An 18,568-nucleotide genomic window follows, 5' to 3' on the forward strand; every position below is an offset into this window, starting at 1 on the left:
GCATGTCAGCCGCGCTCCGCTTCACCGGCCCCGTCCTCCCCGACAGCCCGGACGACTCCCGCGACCTCTACGTCGTCGCCGGCCCCGACGGGGGCGGCGTCGTCACGTACGAGCCGCAGCCGGGCGCGGAGACGGTGGCCTCGGGCTGGATCGTGCCCGGGCTGGTCGACGCGCACTGCCACGTCGGGCTGGACGCGAACGGCGGGGTGGACGAGGAGACCACCGAGCAGCAGGCCCTGACCGACCGGGACGCCGGCGCGCTGCTGCTGCGCGACTGCGGCTCCCCGGTGGACACCTCGTGGGTCAACGAGCGTGAGGACCTCCCCCGACTGGTGCGCGCCGGGCGGCACATCGCTCGGACGAGGCGCTACATCCGCAACTTCGCCCACGAGGTGGAGCCCGCGGACCTGACGGCGTACGTCGCGCAGGAGGCCCAGCGCGGCGACGGCTGGGTCAAGCTGGTCGGCGACTGGATCGAGCGCGACGCCGGCGACCTGCGCCCGTCCTTCCCCGCCGAGGACTTCGCGGCCGCGATCCGTACGGCCCACGAGCACGGTGCGAAGGTCACCGCGCACTGCTTCGGCGAGGAGGTCCTGCCGATCGTCATCGACGCCGGCATCGACTGCATCGAGCACGGCACCGGCCTGTCGGAGGACCTGGTCGACCAGATGGCCGCGCAGGGCACGGCGCTGGTGCCGACCGCGATCAACCTCAACAACTTCCCGACCTTCGCCGAGGCGGCAGGCAGCAAGTTCCCGGCCTACGCCGAGCACATGACGGCGCTGCACGCGCGCCGCAAGCAGACCATCATGTCCGCCTTCGAGGCCGGGGTGGCGATCTACGCCGGCACCGACGCCGGGGGGCAGCTGCCGCACGGGCTGATCGCCGACGAGGTCGCCGAGCTGCACGCCTGGGGCCTGCCAGCGGTCGACGCGCTCGGTGCCGCCTCCTGGCGGGGGCGGGAGTGGCTGGGCCTGGACGGCACGCTGGCCGAGGGCTCGCCCGCCGACTTCGTCGTGCTCGACCGCGACCCGCGCAGCGACATCGGCGCGCTGAAGCGGCCGGCGCGCGTGGTGCTGCGCGGGCGCGTCGTCGCCTGACGGCTCACAGACTCGACGAGGGCTTGCGAGTGAGCCAGAGAACCGTTGTCAGCACCAGCACGACCGTCCCCGCACCGGTGACGACGAAGAGCGAGCCGAGAGCACCGAGCAGAGCGACACCGAAGGAGCCGGCGATCTCTACCGGCTCGCCGACACGGACCGCGCCTCGCCCGATCGCGTAGCAGGTGACGGTGAGCGCACCGCCCGGAGCCTCGACCCGCGCGAAACCCTCCCAGTTCCGCCCGCGGGTGGTGACGTCGGATGATCCATCCACACTCCGCACGGTCACCTCGCGCTCGTTCCGCGTGACCTGGCAGTCCGGAACCGGAGCGCCGACCTCGCGGAAGAGCATCCGCTCGCCGTGCTCGGCCGCGACCTGGTGAGGCTGAGCGTCTGCCGCGAGCTCGCCGTCAGTCCGCGCAACCGCCTCGTGGGTGCGCACATCCACCACGACGGCGAGCACGATGCCCAGCACCACGAGCGCCCCACCTACCGCGAACCACACCGCAGAGGGACGCGGCTTACCGGCCGGCGAGAGGTACGGGGTCCGCGTGCTCAGGGGCGCCTACTTGAGGTACTTGCTCAGGTCGGCGGGCAGCTTGAGGTCGGCGGGGTCGAAGTCCTGGTCCCCGCCCTGCTGGATGCCGAACGGGTTGGCCCCCGCCGAGCGCTCCGCGCGAGCGGCCTCGCGCTGCGCCTCCTGCGCCGCGCGCCGGGCGGGGTTGCCGCCCTTCTTGTTGGCGCCCTTCTTCTTCTTGGGCTGCGGCGCCTGACGGGCGCGGGCACGCTTGCCGCCCCCCATCCCGGGCATGCCCGGCATGCCCGGCATGCCACCGCCGCGGGCCATCGACTCCATCATCTTGCGGGCCTCGAAGAACCGGTCGACCAGCGTGTTCACGTCGGAGACCGCGCGGCCCGACCCCTTGGCGATCCGGGCCCGACGAGAGCCGTCGATGAGCTTCGGGTTGGCCCGCTCGGCCGGCGTCATCGAGTTGATGACGGCCTCGATCCGGTCGATCTCGCGGTCGTCGAAGTTGTCCAGCTGGTCCTTGAACTGCGACATCCCGGGGATCATCCCGGCGATCTTCGACAGCGAGCCGAGCTTGCGGACCTGCTGCATCTGGGAGAGGAAGTCGTCGAGGGTGAACTCCCCCTTCCCGCCGGCGAGCTTCTCGGCCGCCTTGAGCGCCTGCTCCTTGTCGAAGGTCCGCTCGGCCTGCTCGATCAGGGTGAGCATGTCGCCCATGTCGAGGATCCGCCCGGCCATCCGGTCGGGGTGGAACAGGTCGAAGTCGGTCAGCTTCTCGCCGCTGGAGGCGAACATCACCGGCTTGCCGGTCATCTTCGCGATCGACAGCGCGGCACCGCCGCGGGCGTCGCCGTCGAGCTTGGTGAGGACGACGGCGTCGTAGCCGACCCCGTCGAGGAAGGCCTGTGCCGTGGCGACCGCGTCCTGGCCGATCATCGCGTCGACGACGAAGAGCACCTCGTCCGGCTGCACCGCGTCGCGGATGTCGGAGGCCTGCTGCATCAGCTCGGCGTCGAGGCCCAGGCGCCCGGCGGTGTCGACGATGACGACGTCGTGGAGAGTACGACGCGCCTCCTCCACGCCGCCCCGCGCGACCGCGACCGGGTCACCGACGCCGTTGCCGGGCTCCGGGGCGTGCACGGTGACACCGGCCCGCTCCCCGTTGACCTGGAGCTGGGTGACCGCGTTGGGACGCTGGAGGTCCGCCGCCACCAGCATCGGGCTGTGCCCCTGGTCCTTGAGCCACAGCGCGAGCTTGGCCGCCAGCGTCGTCTTGCCGGCGCCCTGCAGTCCGGCGAGCATGATGACCGTCGGCGGGGTCTTGGCGTAGCGCAGCCGGCGGGTCTCGCCGCCCAGGATCGCCACGAGCTCCTCGTTGACGATCTTGACGACCTGCTGGGCCGGGTTCAGCGCTCCCGAGACCTCCTCGCCGCGCGCCCGCTCCTTGACCGCGGCCACGAAGTCCTTGACGACCGGCAGCGCGACGTCCGCCTCGAGCAGCGCGATCCGGATCTCACGCGCGGTGGCGTCGATGTCGGCCTCGGAGAGCCGGCCCTTGCCCCGCAGCCCCTTGAAGGTGCTGGCAAGACGGTCAGACAGCGTGGCGAACAAGGAGCGGACCTCGCAGACGGGAGAACAGGTGGGGCCGGACGATCAGGTGCCTGCGCCCGGCGTCTCAAGACTAACGGCCTCGAGCAGGCCGGAGCGTATGGCGTGGGCCGCGGCGGAGGCGCGGACGTCGCCGAGCGCCCCCGCGCCGGTCTCCTGGACGTAGAACACGTCGATCGCCTGCGGGCCGAGCGTGGTCACGTGCATCGACCGCACGGCGACACCGGCGTCGGCCAGTGCCCGGCACACGGTGAAGAGCACGCCCGGCCGGTCCTCGGCGCGGACCTCGATCACCGTCGAGACGTCCGAGGCCTCCGGGCGGACCGCCACCGTGGGCTCGATCCTGGCCGGGGTCAGCCGGGACAGCCGTTCACGGGCGTCGAGGCGGCCCTCGACGATGTTCTCCAGCCGCTGCAGCAGCACGCTCTCGTCCAGCCCGGTGTCGGCGACCTGCCAGAGCGAGAGACAGACGTCGTCGACGACCCGGGCACGGGCCGCACGCACCGAGACCCGCTGCAGGGCGAGCATCGCCGCGGCGTCGGCGAGCAGACCGACCCGGTCGCCGGAGATCACCGTGACCTGGGCGCCGTCGTCGCTGTCGTCGACCTGGACGAACACGCTGCTCGGGTCCCGGCGCACCTTGCCAGGCACCTCGAAGTCGTGCTCCTCCTCGGGTACGGGGTCCTCCCCCTCCGTCAGCGAGGCCGCCGCGCGGCGGTGCAGCGAGTGGACCAGCCCGGCGCGCCACGACGTCCAGGCCTGGTCGGAGGTGGCGCGCGCGTCCGCCTCGGTGAGGGTCGCCAGCAGGTCGAGGACCTCCCGGTCGGGTACGACCGCGGTCACCTGGGTCAGCGTCGCCGGGTCGTCGGGGTCGCGGGTGGTGGCCACCTCCGGCAGCAGCAGGTGGCGGCGTACGAGCTGGCCGACCAGGTCGACCTCGCGTGCGGCGAACCCCATCCGGGTCGCGACCCTCCTGGCGATCGGCTCGCCGGCGACGCTGTGCTCGACCAGCCCACCCTTGCCGATGTCGTGCAGCAGTGCGGCCACCATCAAGACGTCCGGGCGTCGCGCACGGCGGATCAGGCCGGCCGCCTCGATGCAGGTCTGGACGAGGTGCCGGTCGACCGTCCACCGGTGCACGACGGAGGCGTGCGGCAGCAGGCGTACCTGCTCCCACTCGGGGAGGAAGGTGTCGATGGCCCCGGTCTCGTCGAGCGTCTCCCACACCGGCAGCAGGCCCGGGCCGGCGGCGAGCAGCCGCACCAGCAGGTCCCGGGCCTCGGCGGGCCAGGGGTCGGGCAGCGCGGGCGCCTCCCTCACCAGCCGGGCCGAGGTCGTCGGCGACAGGACCAGCCCTCGCTCGGCAGCCTCGGCGGCGGCACGCAGCAGCAGCATCGGGTCGGCGGCGACGCGGGCGTCGCGCTGCAGCACCACCTCTCCTCGCGAGACGGCGACGCCGGGGGCGACACGCTGCAGGTCGGGTCGTCGCACGGCCGAGGTCCGCGGGCGCGACAGGGCGGCCTCCGCACGGCTCCAGGTCAGCCGGGACAGGTGGGTGATCCGTCGTCCGGCGGCGCGGGTCGAGCGCTGCAGCGTGGTGTCGTCCTCGAGACCGAGGACCTTCGCCATGTCGGACCAGTACTCCGGAGCCACCCGGTCGGTCGCACGACCGGCGACCTCGTGCAGGGCGTCGCGGACGTCGAGCAGGCGGGTGCGCGCTCCCTCGAGCTCGGTGTGGGGCACGTCGACCAGCCAGCTCGCGACCAACGCCTTGAGCACGGTCGCGTCGCGGAGCCCGCCGGTCGACTCCTTGAGGTCGGGGACGGCCGCGTGGGCCAGCTCCCCGGTCACCGAGACCCGGTCGCCGACCACCTCGCGCAGCTGGGGCAGCCGCGCGCGCGCCTCCTTGCGCCAGTCGTTGTGCAGCGCCGTGCGCAGCCGCAGCGTGATCGTCGGGTCACCGGCGAGGTGCCGTGCGTCCAGCAGGCCGAGCGCGACGCGGACGTCGCCGACCGCCGCGGTCGACATCTCGCTCAGCGTCCGGACCGAGTGGTCGATCGCGGCGCCGGAGTCCCACAGCGGGTACCACACGTCGCCGGCCCACTGACCTGGTTCGACCCCGTCGTCGAGGACGAGGACCACGTCGAGGTCGGAGTACGTCGCCAGCTCACCGCGGCCGTAGCCACCCACCGCCACGAGGGCGACCCCGGTCTCGGGGACGCCGGTGCCGTCGTACGCCTTCGTGCAGAGCTCGTCGGCCCACCGGGTGCGCTCGGCCCGCTGCTCCGCGGTCACCCGCGCTCACCCACCGGGCGTGCGGTCACAGCGCCTCGCGGTCCTGCTCGCCGGTGCGGACGCGGACGACGCTGTCCACCGGCGCCACCCAGACCTTGCCGTCGCCGATCCGACCGGTCTGCCCCGCGGCGACGATCGCGTCGACCACCGCGTCGACCTCGACGTCGTCGAGCACGATCTCGATCCGGATCTTCGGCACCAGCGCGATGTCGTACTCCGCACCGCGGTAGACCTCGGTGTGGCCCTTCTGCCGGCCGTAGCCGGAGACCTCCGAGACCGTCATCCCGGTGACACCGGCGGCCTCCAGGGCGGCGCGGACGTCCTCCCACTTGTGCGGCTTCACCACTGCGGTCACCAGCTTCATCGGGTCGATCCTCTCATTGCGTCCGGGTCGTGCGGCGGTAGCGGTCGCGTGCCGAGCACGCTGCGGGTCCCGCTGCTGGTGGAGTGGAAGTCGTACGCGCTCTCCGCGTGGACGACGAGGTCGATCCCCGAGACCTCGTGCTCCTCGTCGACCCGGAAGCCCATCACTCTGTCGACCACGAAGCCGATCACGCCCGAGACGACGAACGCGTAGGCGAGGACCACGGCGACCGCCAGCAGCTGACGGCCGAGCTGGTCGACGCCCCCGCCGTAGAGCAGCCCGTCGACACCGGCCGGTGCGGCCGCGGTCGCGAGCAGCCCGACGCCGACCGTGCCGACGATGCCGCCGACCAGGTGGACGCCGACGACGTCGAGGGAGTCGTCGTAGCCCCAGCGGTACTTCAGCCCGATGGCCAGGCTGCACACCACGCCCGCGACCAGGCCCATCAGCAGCGCACCGAGCGGACTCAGCGACGAGCAGCTCGGGGTGATCGCGACCAGCCCGGCGACCAGGCCGGACGCAGCGCCGAGCGACGTCGCGTGCCCGTCGCGCAGCCGCTCGAGCAGCAGCCAGCCGAGGATCCCCGCGGACCCGGCGCACAGCGTGTTGACCAGGACGACGGCAGCGGTGTGGTCGGCCGCGAGGGCCGAGCCGGCGTTGAAGCCGTACCAGCCGAACCACAGCAGGCCGGCACCGAGCATCACGTTAGTCAGGTTGTGCGGTCGCATCGGGTCCTTGCCGAACCCGACCCGCCGGCCGGCCACGAGGGCCAGCGCGAGCGCGGATGCGCCGGAGACGATCTCGACGGCGGTCCCGCCCGCGAAGTCGACCAGGCCGACCTGGTTCACCAGCCAGCCGCCCGTGTGGCCGGGACGGTCCGCGTCGAAGACCCAGTGCGCGACCGGGGCGTACACCGCCACGGTCCACACGCAGACGAACACCATCCAGGCACCGAACCGGGCCCGGTCGGCCAGTGCTCCGGAGACGAGCGCTCCGGTGATCACGCAGAAGAGTCCCTGGAAGACCGCGAAGAGGATCACCGGCACGCTCAGCCAGCCGTCCGCACTGCCCCGTGCGGGGACCGCGAGCAGGTCCTGCAGGCCGAGGTGCTGCAGCGGGTCGCCGAGGAGACCACCGCCGACGTCGTCGCCGAAGGCCAGCGAGTAGCCCACGAGCACCCAGATCACCACGATCGCGGCCGCCGCCCCGAACGTCATCATCATCATGTTCAGCACGCTCTTGGAGCGGACCATGCCGCCGTAGAACAGGGCGAGGCCCGGTCCCATCAGCAGCACGAGAGCGGTGCTGGCCAGCAGCCAGGCGGTGTCACCTGCGGAGACAGTCACGACCCGGCACCCTAGGACATGTCCTGGGGCACCGGGTCGTGAGCAGCCGAGCCGGGTGCTAGATCGCGGCCCCGTCGCGGTCACCCGTGCGGACGCGTACGACGCTCTCCACCGGGGAGACCCAGACCTTGCCGTCGCCGATCCGGCCGGTCTGCGCGGCCTTCACCACGATCTCCGCGACGTCGGTGACGTCGCCGTCGTCGACCACGATCTCGATGCGGATCTTGGGCACCAGCGCGATGTCGTACTCCGCACCGCGGTAGACCTCGGTGTGGCCCTTCTGCCGGCCGTAGCCGGAGACCTCCGAGACCGTCATCCCCGTGACACCGAAGGACTCCAGCGCCTCGCGGACCTCTTCCCACTTGTGCGGCTTGATCACCGCGGTGACGAGCTTCATGCGTGCGCTCCTTCGCTCTTGCCGGGGGTCCTGGTGGAGGCGTCGAGGACGCCCGTCCTCGGGCCGCCACCGCTGATGGAGGTGTGCAGGTCGTAGCCGGACTCGCCGTGCTGGTTGGAGTCGATGCCCTCCACCTCGTCGTCCTCGCTGATCCGCCAGCCGATCGTGAACTTGATGGCGAACCCGATGACCGCGGTGAACACGCCGGACCAGACGATCGCGACCAGCGCCCCGAGCACCTGGTCCCCCAGCGACCCGAGGCCGCCGCCGTAGAAGAGCCCGTCGACGCCGCCGGCACCGTCGGAGGTGGAGAACAGCCCGATCAGGACGGTGCCCACGATGCCGCCGACCAGGTGGACGCCGACCACGTCGAGGGAGTCGTCGAGACCGAGCTTGAACTTCAGGCCCACCGCCCAGGCGCAGACCGCGCCGGCGATGGCGCCGATGGCGATCGCACCGACCAGGTCGACCGCGCCGCAGGCCGGGGTGATCGCGACCAGGCCGGCGACGATGCCCGAAGCGGCGCCGAGGGTCGTCGCCTTGCCGTGCAGCATGCGCTCGATCAGCAGCCAGCCCAGCATCGCGGCCATGGTGGCGATCGTGGTGTTGGTGAAGGTCCGCCCCGTCTCGGAGTAGAACTGCGCGACGTTGGCGGCGGCGCCCTTGGCGGTGCTCCAGTCGTCGCCGAAGACGATCGAGCCGACGTTGAAGCCGTACCAGCCGATCCACAGCAGGCCGGCGCCGAGCATCGTCAGGGTCAGGTTGTGCGGGCGCATCGGGTCGCGCGGCCAGCCGACCCGCTTGCCGATGATCAGCGCGAGGACCAGGCCGGCGACACCGGCGTTGATGTGGACCGCGGTCCCGCCGGCGTAGTCCTGGGCACCGATCTTGGTGCAGATCAGCGCCGAGTCGCTGCAGCTGAAGACCATGTGGGCCAGGGGGAAGTACGACAGCGTGACCCACAGCGGCAGGAACACCATCCACGAGGACAGCTTGACCCGGTCGGCGATCGCGCCGGAGATCAGTGCCGCGGTGATGACCGCGAAGGTCAGCTGGAACATCACGGTGATGTAGTCACCGGTGTCGACGCCCTTGAGCCCGAACTGCGTGAACGGGTTGGCGAAGAACGTCCCGTCACCGCCGCCGAAGGCCATCGACCAGCCCCACAGCACCCAGAGGATGCCGACGACCGCCGCCGAGACGTACGACATCATCATCATGTTCAGCACGGACTTGGACCGAGTCATGCCGCCGTAGAACAGGGCCAGCGCGGGCGTCGTCATCATCAGCACGAACGCCGTCGCGACCAGCATGAACGCGTAGTAGCCGTCCACGAAACCTCCTGGGTCTTGACCTCCCACGGGCCTGGCGGGGCGTGGATCGCCCCTGCTGTCAGCCGGGCCCGCCGGTCTGCGCAGTAGCGTGCGCAACCGGTGTTTCGCCCGACGAGCACCGATGTGTCAGGCAGGTGACGTCTCTCGCCCCCCGGTTACGAGAGTGTTTCGAGCCGCGGTCCTGAGGGCTCAGTCCGTCTCGCCGAGCAGCGCGGCGACGAAGCCGTCGGGGTCGAACGGCGCGAGGTCGTCGGGGCCCTCCCCGAGCCCGACCAGCTTCACCGGGACGCCCAGCTCGCGCTGCACCGCGACCACGATGCCGCCCTTCGCGGATCCGTCGAGCTTGGTGAGCACGATCCCGGTGACGTCGACGACCTCGGCGAACACCCGTGCCTGGGTCATGCCGTTCTGGCCGGTGGTCGCGTCGAGCACCAGCAGCACCTCCGTCACGGGCGCCTGCTTCTCCACGACCCGCTTGACCTTGCCCAGCTCGTCCATCAGGCCGGCCTTGTTCTGCAGGCGGCCGGCGGTGTCGACGAGGACGACGTCGGCGCCGTCCTCGGCGCCGCGGCGTACGGCGTCGAACGCCACGCTCGCCGGGTCCCCGCCCTCGGGGCCGGTGACGACCTCGACACCCACGCGCTCGCCCCACGTGCTGAGCTGCTCGGTGGCGGCGGCGCGGAACGTGTCGGCCGCACCGAGCAGGACGCGACGGTCCTCGGCGACGAGCATCCGGGCGAGCTTGCCCACCGTGGTGGTCTTGCCGGTGCCGTTGACCCCGACGACCAGCACGACGCCGGGCCCGCCGTCGGCGCCGGTGGTGCCCAGGCTGCGGTCGGCGTCACGCCCGACGAGCGTGGTCAGCTCCTCGCGCAGCACGTCGGCCACCGACGCGGTCGAGCCGCCCTCGACCCGCAGCCGCTCGCGCAGCCGGGCGACCAGCTCCTGGGTCGGCCCGACCCCGACGTCGGCGGTGATGAGGGTGTCCTCGATCTCCTCCCAGGTGTCCTCGTCGACGCGGTCCCGGGAGAGCAGGGCGAGCAGCCCGCGACCCAGACCTCCCTGCGACCCGGCCAGCCGGCGCCGCAGCCGGACCAGCCGGCTCTCGGTGCCCTCGGGTCGCTCGATGGTGGTGGTGGGCGCCGGGCTCTCGACCTCCGGCGGGACGCCGTCCAACGTGCCCGGGTCCTCGGGCTCCGTGGTGGTCGGCGGCTCGTCCGCGGTGAGGACCGGCGCGTCCGGAGCCTGGACCGGCGGCTTGGGGCGGCGGCGGGAGCGGACGAGCAGCCCGACGCCGCCTCCGACGACGAGGACGGCGACGACGGCAAGGACGATGATCAGGGCGAGCACGGTCACGTGCTCATCCCACCACGAGCGACCCGATCATCTCCGCCAGCCCGTCGGCCATCCGGTCCGGGTGCAGGCGCAGCGAGGCCGCCCGCGCCGCCTCGTGGGCCCGAGCGGCGCGGGTCTCGTCGACCACCAGGTCCGTCACCGCGGTACGCAGCGTCTCCTCGAGCGACCCGTCGTCCGCGGGGTCGAAGAGCCGGACGTGGTCGACGTGGTCCCACTCCAGCAGTCCACCGGCCGCCGGTCCGACCACCGGCAGTCCGAAGGTGTGGGCGAGGGTGAACGCAGCCGAGTTGAGGATCGCGCGGTAGGGCAGGACCGCCAGGTCGGCGGCATGCATCCACACCTGCAGGTCGGCGTCGGCGACGAACCCGAACCGGGCCACCACCCGGGGGTCGGCCTCGCACCGCTCGCGCAGCTCCTCGATCCCGTCGCCCGAGGGCTGGCCGGCGACCAGCAGTCGAAGGTCGGGGTCCTCCGCCGCCATCGCGGCGAACACGTCGAGCATCCGGTTCAGGCCCTTGTACGCCCGTATCCCGCCGACCGCCGTCAGCACCCGGTGGTGCGGCTCGAGCCCGAGCCGACGGCGAGCCTCCTGGCGCCCGATCCAGCGCGGGTACACGCCCTCGTAGCTCGACAGGTCGACCTGGACCACTCGCGCAGGATCCACGACGTAGAAGGGCCGGGCCTCGCGCACGGTCACGGGCGCCATGACGTGGACCCGCTCGGCGTGGTCGGCCAGCCACTGGGCCAGCTCGAGCTCGGCCCAGCGCCACTTCACGTCGTGGGGCAGCACGTTGTGGATGGTCCATGCCATCCGACCGCCCGCACCGACGTACCCCTCGAGGGCGGTGAGCGTCCGGCGCAGCGCGACGAGCGCGTCGACGGCCGAGCGGCAGTTCTGCAGGATCGGCGCCGTCCAGTGCAGGTGCAGCACGAGGCCCTGTGCCCGCGGGGTGCGACGCTCCAGCCAGTCGGCCAGCGTCCCGGGCACCGCGACGGGATAGGCGTCGACGTCGCCCAGCGCGGCGTACATCATCGACTGGATCGGGTTGCCCGAGGTGTAGTCGGGCCAGAAGTGCACCGGGTGGCGCGGTGCCGGCCCTCGCCCCCGGCCGGCCTCGACGAGGCGGACGATCTCCTCTGCACGTCGCGCCCACGCGTGCCGCTCGCGCACCGTCCGCCGGCGCTCGTCCGCGTCGAGACCCAGCAGTCCCGCGGCACGCAGCCCGAGCCGGCCGGCGGTCTCGGGGGTCTCCCCCGCCGCGACCGAGGCGAGCCACGCGCAGGACAGGTGACCCGTCCCGCGGGCGGCGTCCTCGTCCGGTGCCGGGTCCGCCGGGCCCGCACCCGTCGCACCGGGGTCGCAGCCGCGCATCAGCACCTCGCCGGCACGGTCGGTAGCCCGGCGCAACCTCTCCGCGGACAGCGGACTGGTCGCGAGCACCTGGTCGTATGCCGGGAGGTGGGGAGCGGCAGCCCAGCGCTCGACCTGCTCGCCGACCCAGGCGATCCTCCAGGCGTTCGCTGCGTACGACGGTTCCGCCGCCGGCGTCGTGACCACCACGACGTCAGCGCCGTCCGCCTCGAGCCAGCGCGCCGGCTCCAGCACCCGCACCGTGTGGCCGCGCGCGACGAGCGCGTCGGCCAGGCCGTGCGCGGCGCGGACGTCGTCGACGCTCCGGTCGTCTCCGGAGCAGAGCAGGACCCACTGCCCGGTGACCGAGGTCACCGCCTGACCCTGCGCACGCGGCGCACCAGCCGCGCCGTCAGGCGCACGGCGCGGCTGTCGCGGACCATGCTCTCGGCGAGCTCGGCCTCAAGCGCGTCACGCCTCCTGCGCAGCCGGTCCCGCTGGGCGAGCAGACGCCTGACCCGGGCCTGCGCGCGGTCGCGCTGCTCCCGGGCGTCGGCCCTCCCCTGTGCCAGGCCGTCGCGCTCGGCACGGACGCGGGCCAGCTCCGCACGGGTGTCCTCGACCAGCACCACCGAGTCCTCGAGGTCGGTCATGAACTGGTGGCGCTCCTCTGCCAGCAGCCGCCGCAGCTCGGCCACCTCGTCCGGCGAGTGCTCGGGTGCCCCGCTCACGACGCCGCCGCCGCGATGCCGTCGACGCCGCCGGTCACCCCGGCACGCGCGTCACGAAGGGCCCGGCGTACGAGCTCCTCGAAGGTCTCCAGCCAGTGCGGTGCGTGCGCGGCGACCCGCGCACGCCAGGGCACGAGGAGATCGCGCTCGAAGGTCTCGAGCACGGGTCCGAAGACCTCGTCGCGGTCGATCCCCAGCACCCGCTCGGCGAAGAGCAGCCGGTTGCGGGTCATGTAGTAAACGTAGTACGCCGTCGGCACCGCCGAGCCCGACCGCTTGAGGTGCAGCATCCGTGCCTCGGGGAGCACCATCACCCGCCAGCCGAGGTCCGCGGCGGACAGGCACCAGGTGGTCTCCTCGAAGTACAGGAAGAAGTCCTCGGGCAGCATGCCGACGTCGCGCAGCGCCGCGGCCCGCAGCAGCATCCCCGCCCCGGCGACGTAGTCGGTGTCCCGCGCCGGCCCCGGCGGGCACTCGGCCTCGGTGCGGTTGAGGTGGTCGGGACGGATCGCCGCCGTGCCGCGGTCGACCTCCGCGCTCTCGAACCAGATCCGTGGCGGGTCGCCCGGCAGGAGGAACCGGGGCGCGACCACGGCGCAGTCGGGAACCGCGTCGAGATGGGCGCCCAGCTGTCCCAGCGTCGACGGCTCGGCCCGGGTGTCGGGGTTGAGCACCCAGACCCGGTCGACGCCGGCGTCGAGCAGCCGGGAGATGCCGACGTTGTTGCCTGCTGCGTAGCCGAGGTTGGCGCCGGTCGCCACCAGCTCAGCACGGCCGGCGATCCCCTCGGCCAGCGCGTGGTGCTGGTCCCCCGACTCCGGACCGTTGTCGACCACCACGATGCGCAGGTCGAGGTCCTCGGACCGCTCGAGGGAGTCCAGGCAGGCGAGCGTGTCGTCGGGCGGGCCGAAGTTGAGCACCACGGCCCCGGTGCGCTCGGTCACGGACGGACCGTAGCCCACACCGGACGGGTCAGCGGCGCTGCAGTCGCTGCAGGCGTTCGCCCTGGTCCTCGTCGAGGGTCTGCAGTCGGCTGCGGGCCTGCTTCATCGCCTTGCCGAGGCCGGGGGCGTACGGCATGTCCTCGCCGCGGTGCGGGAAGGCGACGTACAGCGCGACCAGTCCGGCGAGGACGAGGACGGCGAACATCAGCAGCAGGGTCCAGATCATGGGGAAGCACAACCTCGAGACGAGCAGGTGGGGAAGGAGTCGCGCGGAGCTCGCGACACCTTCATGCTATCCGCTCGAGGGCCTGGTCTCCGGCAGGGCGCGCGCGCAGATCAGGCTCGTCGCCGCGACCACGACGGCGTACGTCGCCACCAGCCACAGGCTCCCGTCACCGCGCACGACCAGCCACGCCGCGATGACCGGCGTCAGGCCGGAGGCGAGGACGCCGGAGAGCTGGTACATCGTGTTCAGCGCGGTGAACCGGTAGCGGGTCTCGAACAGCTCCGCCCAGAACGCGGCGAGTGGACCGTAGATCGCGCCGTACAGCACGCCGAGGCCGCCGACGAACACGATCGCCAGCGCCCAGCGCTCCCCCGTCTGCGCCAGCCACGCCGCCGGGAACGCGAACAGCAGCGCTCCCCACGCGCCCGCCCGGTAGACCGGCTTGCGGCCGACCCGGTCGCTGAGCCGGCCGCAGACGAGCACCAGGACCACCCCCACTCCGGCCCCGACCAGGATCGGGGTGAGGGCCCAGGACCGCGGCCTGCCCAGCTCGCCGACGACGTAGGCCAGCAGGTAGACCGAGAACAGGTTGTACGTGAAGCCCTCGACCAGCCGGGTCCCCATCGCCAGCACCAGGGTCCGTGGCTGGGCGCGGAGCAGCTCAGCCAGCGGGACGCTCGCCACCTCCTTGCGCTCCTGCACCTGCGCGAAGGCCGGGGTCTCCATGACCCGCGAGCGCACGAGCGCGCCGATCGCGAGGAGCACCACGCTGGCCAGGAAGCAGGCCCGCCAGCCCCAGGCGAGGAATGCGTCGTCGGGGAGCAGCGCCGCCAGCGAGAACGCCCCGCTCGCGAGCAGGAGCCCACCGGGGACGCCGATGTGCGCCCACGAGCCGTACCACCCGCGCCGCTGCGGGGGCGAGAACTCGGTGCACAGCAGCACCGCTCCGCCGTACTCCCCGCCGACGCCGATGCCCTGCAGGACCCGCAGCACGACCAGCAGGACGGGAGCCCAGACCCCGATCGAGTCGTACGTCGGCAGCAGCCCGATCAGGGCCGTGCCCAGGCCCATCACGACGAGCGTCCAGATCAGCATCGTCGTGCGCCCGACCCGGTCACCCCAGTGCCCGAAGAGCACCCCGCCGACCGGCCGGGCGACGAACCCGACGGCGAACGTGCCGAAGGCGGCGAGCTGGGCCGCCGCACCGTCGAGGCCGGAGAAGTACAGCGGTCCGAACACCAGGCTCGCGGCCGAGCCGTAGAGGAAGAAGTCGTACCACTCCACGGTGGCGCCGATCGACGCGGCGAGCGCGACGCGGGAGGTGGGGACGACCGAGGTGTCGAGCGACTCTGTCTGCTTAATGTCAATAGACACAGCAGACATTAGACCAGACGGTGAGGGCTACTCCTCACGCAGCCGCTGGCTGATCACCGCCGAGACGCCGTCGCCGCGCATGGTGACCCCGTAGAGCGCGTCGCCGACCTCCATCGTCCGCTTCTGGTGGGTGATCACCAGCAGCTGGGAGCTCTCGCGCAGCTCCTCGTAGATCTCCAGCAGCCGGCCGAGGTTGGTGTCGTCGAGCGCCGCCTCGACCTCGTCGAGGATGTAGAACGGCGAGGGCCGTGCCTTGAACAGCGCCACGAGGAACGCCACCGCGACCAGCGACCGCTCACCACCGGAGAGCAGCGAGAGGCGCTTGACCTTCTTGCCCGCCGGGCGCGCCTCGACCTCGACACCCGACGCGAGCATGTCGTCGGGGTCGGTGAGCACCAGTCGCCCCTCCCCTCCGGGGAAGAGCCGGGCGAAGGTGGCGTCGAACGCCTTCGTGACGTCCGCGTACGCCTCGGTGAAGACCTGCTGCACCCGGGCGTCGACCTCGCGGACGATGTCGAGCAGGTCGCGGCGGGTGCCGCGCAGGTCCTCGAGCTGCTCGGTGATGAACTTGTGCCGGTCCTCCAGCGCCGAGAACTCCTCCAGCGCCAGCGGGTTGATCCGGCCGAGCTGGGCGAGGGCGCGTTCCGCCTTCTGCAGCCGCGCCTGCTGCTCGTCCCGGTCGTACGGCGCGGGTGGCGGTGGCTCCTGCCCCTCCTCGAGGTCGCCCTCGGCGAGCACCACCGGCACCGGCTGGTCCGGCCCGTAGTCGGCGACGAGCCCGGCCGGGTCGAGCCCCAGCTCGGCCAGGGCGCGCTCCTCGAGCTGCTCGATCCGCATCCGCTGCTGGGCGCGGGCCATCTCGTCGCGGTGCTGGGACCCGGTCAGCTCGTCGAGCTCCTTGGCCAGAGCGCGCAGCCGGTCGCGGACCTCGCGCAGGTCGCGCTCGCGACCGGACCGGCCCGCCTCGACCGACTGCCGCTCGGCGGCAGCCGCCTCGACCGACAGCTCGAGCCGGACGAGCACCTGCTCCGCGGCGGCGGCGACCGCCCGACCGACCTCGGCCTGCCGGCCCAGACGCTCGCGCCGGCGCACCTCCCGCTCACGGGACTCGCGCTCCTCGGTCGCCTGCCGGCGCAGTGCCTCGGCGCGTCCCTGCAGGGCCCGGCCGCGCTCCTCGGCGGTGCGTAGCGCGAGCCGCGCGTCCATCTCCTTCTGCCGGGCCTCCCGGGCGGCCTGGGCGAGCTCCTCGCGGTGAGTCGTGTCCGGCTCCTCCTCGGGGGCGTCCTCGGCCTGCGCGAGTCGCTGCTCGAGGTCGGCGAGCCCGCTGACGGCCGACTCCCGAGCCTCCTCGGCAGCCCGCATCTGGGCCGCCAGCCGGTCCGCCTCGGCGTGCGCCGACCGCGCCGCGGACCCGTGCTGCCCCAGCCGCTCGGCGACCGCGGCCAGCGTCGCATCGGACTCGTGCAGCTTCGACAGCGCGACCTGCACCCGGTGCTCGGCGTCGAGCCGCTGCTGGTCGAGCGACTGCGTCTCGAAGGACAGCCGCTCGACCGTGTGGGCGGACGTGGCGAGCTTCTGGCTCGCCTCCTCGACCGCCGCCTGCACCTCGATCAGGCTCGGGGCCGAGGTGGACCCGCCCGAGGCGTAGTGCGCGCCGAGCACATCGCCGTCGACCGTCACCGCGGTGACGTCGGACGAGGCGGCGACCAGGGCGCGCGCCTCGTCGAGGTCCTGGACGACCGCGATCTTGAACAGCATCCGGGCCAGGGCCGGACGCAGGTCCGCCTCGACGTCCGCGGGGCACTCGACGAGGTCGACGGCGTACGTCGCCGTCCCCGGCAGCCCCGGCCAGTCCCGGTCGTCGGGCGCCGGGGCGCCCGGCCCGCCGAGCAGGATCCCGGCCCGGCCGAGGTCCTCGTCCTTCAGCCGCCGGATGGCGCCGACGGCGGACTCCGCGTCCCGCACCGCCACGGCGTCGGCGGCGTCCCCGAGGGCCGCGGCGACGGCCACCTCGTAGCCCGCGCGCACCGAGAGCAGCGCCGCCACCGAGCCGAGCATCCCGGACACGGTGTCGCTCGCGGCCAGCAGTGCTCCCGCCCCGTCCTTGCGGTTGAGACCGACCTGCAGGGCGTCGTGCCGCGCCTCGAGCGCGGCCCGCTCACGCTCGGCGTCGGTGAGCCGGGCTCGTACGTCCGTCTGCTGCGCCTCCACCGACGCCAGCTGCTCGGTCGCCTGCTCGTGCTCGGCGTCCAGGCCCTCCTCGCCCTCGTCGAGCCCGGTGATCTGGGTCTCCAGCGCGGTGAAGTCGCGCTGCGCCTGCTCGGCGCGCTCCTGCGCCGCGTCCCGGGCGGTGCCGAGCCGGCCCACCTCGTCCTCGGCGGCCGCGGCGCGGTTGCGCAGCCCGTTGACCTGGCCGTGCAGCCGCGCGAGCCCCTCGCGACGGTCGGCGGCCGCACGCTGCAGACCCGCGACGCGCTGCTCCTCCGCGGTGTATGAGGACTCCGCCTCGCCCCGTGCCCTCTCGGCTCCGCCCAGCGCCTCCTGCCCGGCCTCGACCTCGGCACGGATGGCGTGCTCCTGGCCGGCGACCTCCTCGGCCTCGGCGTCGAGCCGGTCGGGGTCGCGACGCCCCTCGCCCATCGCTGCAGCCGACTGCGCGGAGTTCTCGACGGCGCTGCGGACACGTTCCCGGGCCAGCCCCTCGGTGCCGCGCACCCGCTCGCGGAGCCCCGAGAGGGCGAACCAGGTCTCCTGCGCCCTCGCGAGCTGGGGAAGGTCCTCGCGCAGCGCGGCCTCCAGGGCCGACTCCTGCTCACGGGCCTGGGTGATGAGCTGCTCGACCTCTGCCTTGCGCTCGACCAGCACCGAGTGGTCGGCGACCTCCTGCTCGAGGGCCTCTCGCGCACCGGCCAGGTCGTCGGCCAGCAGCCGGGCCCGCGCGTCGCGCGCGTCGGCCTGGACGACGGCAGCCCGACGGGCGACCTCGGCCTGCCGGCCCAGCGGCTTGAGCTGCCGGCGGATCTCGGTGGTGAGGTCGGCCAGCCGGTGCAGGTTGGCCTCGGTCGCGTCCAGCTTCCGCAGCGCCTTCTCCTTGCGCTTGCGGTGCTTGAGGACGCCGGCCGCCTCCTCGATGAACCCGCGCCGGTCCTCCGGTGTCGCGTGCAGGATCGAGTCGAGCTGCCCCTGCCCGACGATCACGTGCATCTCGCGCCCGATGCCGGAGTCGCTGAGCAGCTCCTGGACGTCGAGCAGCCGGCAGCCCTGGCCGTTGATGGCGTACTCGGACCCGCCGTTGCGGAACATCGTCCGGCTGATCGTGACCTCGGCGTACTCGATGGGCAGCGCCCCGTCGGCGTTGTCGATGGTCAGCTGCACCTCGGCCCGGCCCAGCGGCGAGCGGCCGGAGGTGCCGGCGAAGATGACGTCCTCCATCTTTCCGCCGCGCAGGGACTTCACGCCCTGCTCACCCATCACCCAGGCGAGCGCGTCGACGACGTTGGACTTGCCCGACCCGTTGGGGCCGACGATGCAGGTGATGCCCGGCTCGAGCTGCAGGGTCGTCGCCGACGCGAACGACTTGAACCCCCGCATCGTGAGCGTCTTGAGGTACACG

The 18,568-nt window shown here is 72.9% G+C and carries 15 protein-coding genes; 1 reads left to right on the forward strand and 14 read right to left on the reverse strand.

Annotation, left to right across the window (positions count from 1 at the left end; genetic code table 11):
- The first annotated feature begins 2 nt into the window (after positions 1-2).
- Positions 3-1,100, forward strand: coding sequence for an amidohydrolase family protein (locus tag IEX42_RS05400; protein ID WP_188778875.1), 1,098 nt, complete (start codon positions 3-5; stop codon positions 1,098-1,100).
- A gap of 4 nt (positions 1,101-1,104) precedes the next feature.
- On the opposite strand, the gene IEX42_RS05405 is transcribed toward IEX42_RS05400, so the two are convergent.
- From IEX42_RS05405 to smc, 14 genes are all read right to left on the reverse strand, one after another.
- Positions 1,105-1,578, reverse strand: coding sequence for a hypothetical protein (locus IEX42_RS05405; RefSeq protein ID WP_188778876.1), 474 nt, complete (start codon positions 1,576-1,578; stop codon positions 1,105-1,107).
- Between the two features lie 87 nt (positions 1,579-1,665).
- A complete protein-coding gene (gene ffh / locus IEX42_RS05410; RefSeq protein WP_188778877.1) occupies positions 1,666-3,240 on the reverse strand; it encodes a signal recognition particle protein in 1,575 nt (524 codons plus the stop codon).
- Between the two features lie 42 nt (positions 3,241-3,282).
- Positions 3,283-5,532, reverse strand: coding sequence for a [protein-PII] uridylyltransferase (locus tag IEX42_RS05415; RefSeq protein ID WP_188778878.1), 2,250 nt, complete (start codon positions 5,530-5,532; stop codon positions 3,283-3,285).
- A gap of 25 nt (positions 5,533-5,557) precedes the next feature.
- Complete coding sequence (locus tag IEX42_RS05420) at positions 5,558-5,896, reverse strand: P-II family nitrogen regulator (RefSeq protein ID WP_188778879.1); 339 nt, start codon at positions 5,894-5,896, stop codon at positions 5,558-5,560.
- Complete coding sequence (locus IEX42_RS05425; protein WP_229660616.1) at positions 5,893-7,242, reverse strand: ammonium transporter; 1,350 nt, start codon at positions 7,240-7,242, stop codon at positions 5,893-5,895. The genes IEX42_RS05420 and IEX42_RS05425 overlap by 4 nt, the downstream gene beginning before the upstream one ends.
- A gap of 58 nt (positions 7,243-7,300) precedes the next feature.
- Positions 7,301-7,639, reverse strand: coding sequence for a P-II family nitrogen regulator (locus tag IEX42_RS05430; RefSeq protein WP_188778880.1), 339 nt, complete (start codon positions 7,637-7,639; stop codon positions 7,301-7,303).
- Complete coding sequence (locus tag IEX42_RS05435; protein WP_229660617.1) at positions 7,636-8,973, reverse strand: ammonium transporter; 1,338 nt, start codon at positions 8,971-8,973, stop codon at positions 7,636-7,638. Before IEX42_RS05435 ends, IEX42_RS05430 begins: the two co-directional genes overlap by 4 nt.
- Before the next feature lie 189 nt (positions 8,974-9,162).
- Entirely contained in the window at positions 9,163-10,329 is a 1,167-nt protein-coding gene (gene ftsY, locus IEX42_RS05440) for a signal recognition particle-docking protein FtsY (RefSeq protein ID WP_188778881.1), read from the reverse strand.
- A gap of 4 nt (positions 10,330-10,333) precedes the next feature.
- Positions 10,334-12,055 carry a glycosyltransferase gene (locus IEX42_RS05445; protein WP_188778882.1) on the reverse strand — a complete coding sequence of 574 codons (1,722 nt, stop codon included), beginning with the start codon at positions 12,053-12,055 and terminating at the stop codon, positions 10,334-10,336.
- Complete coding sequence (locus tag IEX42_RS05450) at positions 12,052-12,411, reverse strand: hypothetical protein (protein ID WP_188778883.1); 360 nt, start codon at positions 12,409-12,411, stop codon at positions 12,052-12,054. The genes IEX42_RS05445 and IEX42_RS05450 overlap by 4 nt, the downstream gene beginning before the upstream one ends.
- Positions 12,408-13,355: a glycosyltransferase family 2 protein gene (locus tag IEX42_RS05455; RefSeq protein ID WP_188778884.1), complete on the reverse strand. Its 948-nt coding sequence runs from the start codon at positions 13,353-13,355 to the stop codon at positions 12,408-12,410. The genes IEX42_RS05450 and IEX42_RS05455 overlap by 4 nt, the downstream gene beginning before the upstream one ends.
- A gap of 28 nt (positions 13,356-13,383) precedes the next feature.
- The gene (locus tag IEX42_RS05460; RefSeq protein ID WP_188778885.1) at positions 13,384-13,581 is read right to left on the reverse strand and encodes a hypothetical protein; all 198 of its coding nucleotides are present in this window, start codon (positions 13,579-13,581) and stop codon (positions 13,384-13,386) included.
- Positions 13,582-13,647: 66 nt separating this feature from the next.
- Entirely contained in the window at positions 13,648-14,955 is a 1,308-nt protein-coding gene (locus tag IEX42_RS05465) for an MFS transporter (RefSeq protein WP_188778886.1), read from the reverse strand.
- A 27-nt stretch (positions 14,956-14,982) separates the two neighbouring features.
- A complete protein-coding gene (gene smc, locus IEX42_RS05470; protein WP_188778887.1) occupies positions 14,983-18,567 on the reverse strand; it encodes a chromosome segregation protein SMC in 3,585 nt (1,194 codons plus the stop codon).
- Position 18,568 lies beyond the last annotated feature (1 nt).

It is taken from the genome of Marmoricola endophyticus (assembly GCF_014644415.1).
GTDB lineage: Bacteria > Actinomycetota > Actinomycetes > Propionibacteriales > Nocardioidaceae > Marmoricola > Marmoricola endophyticus.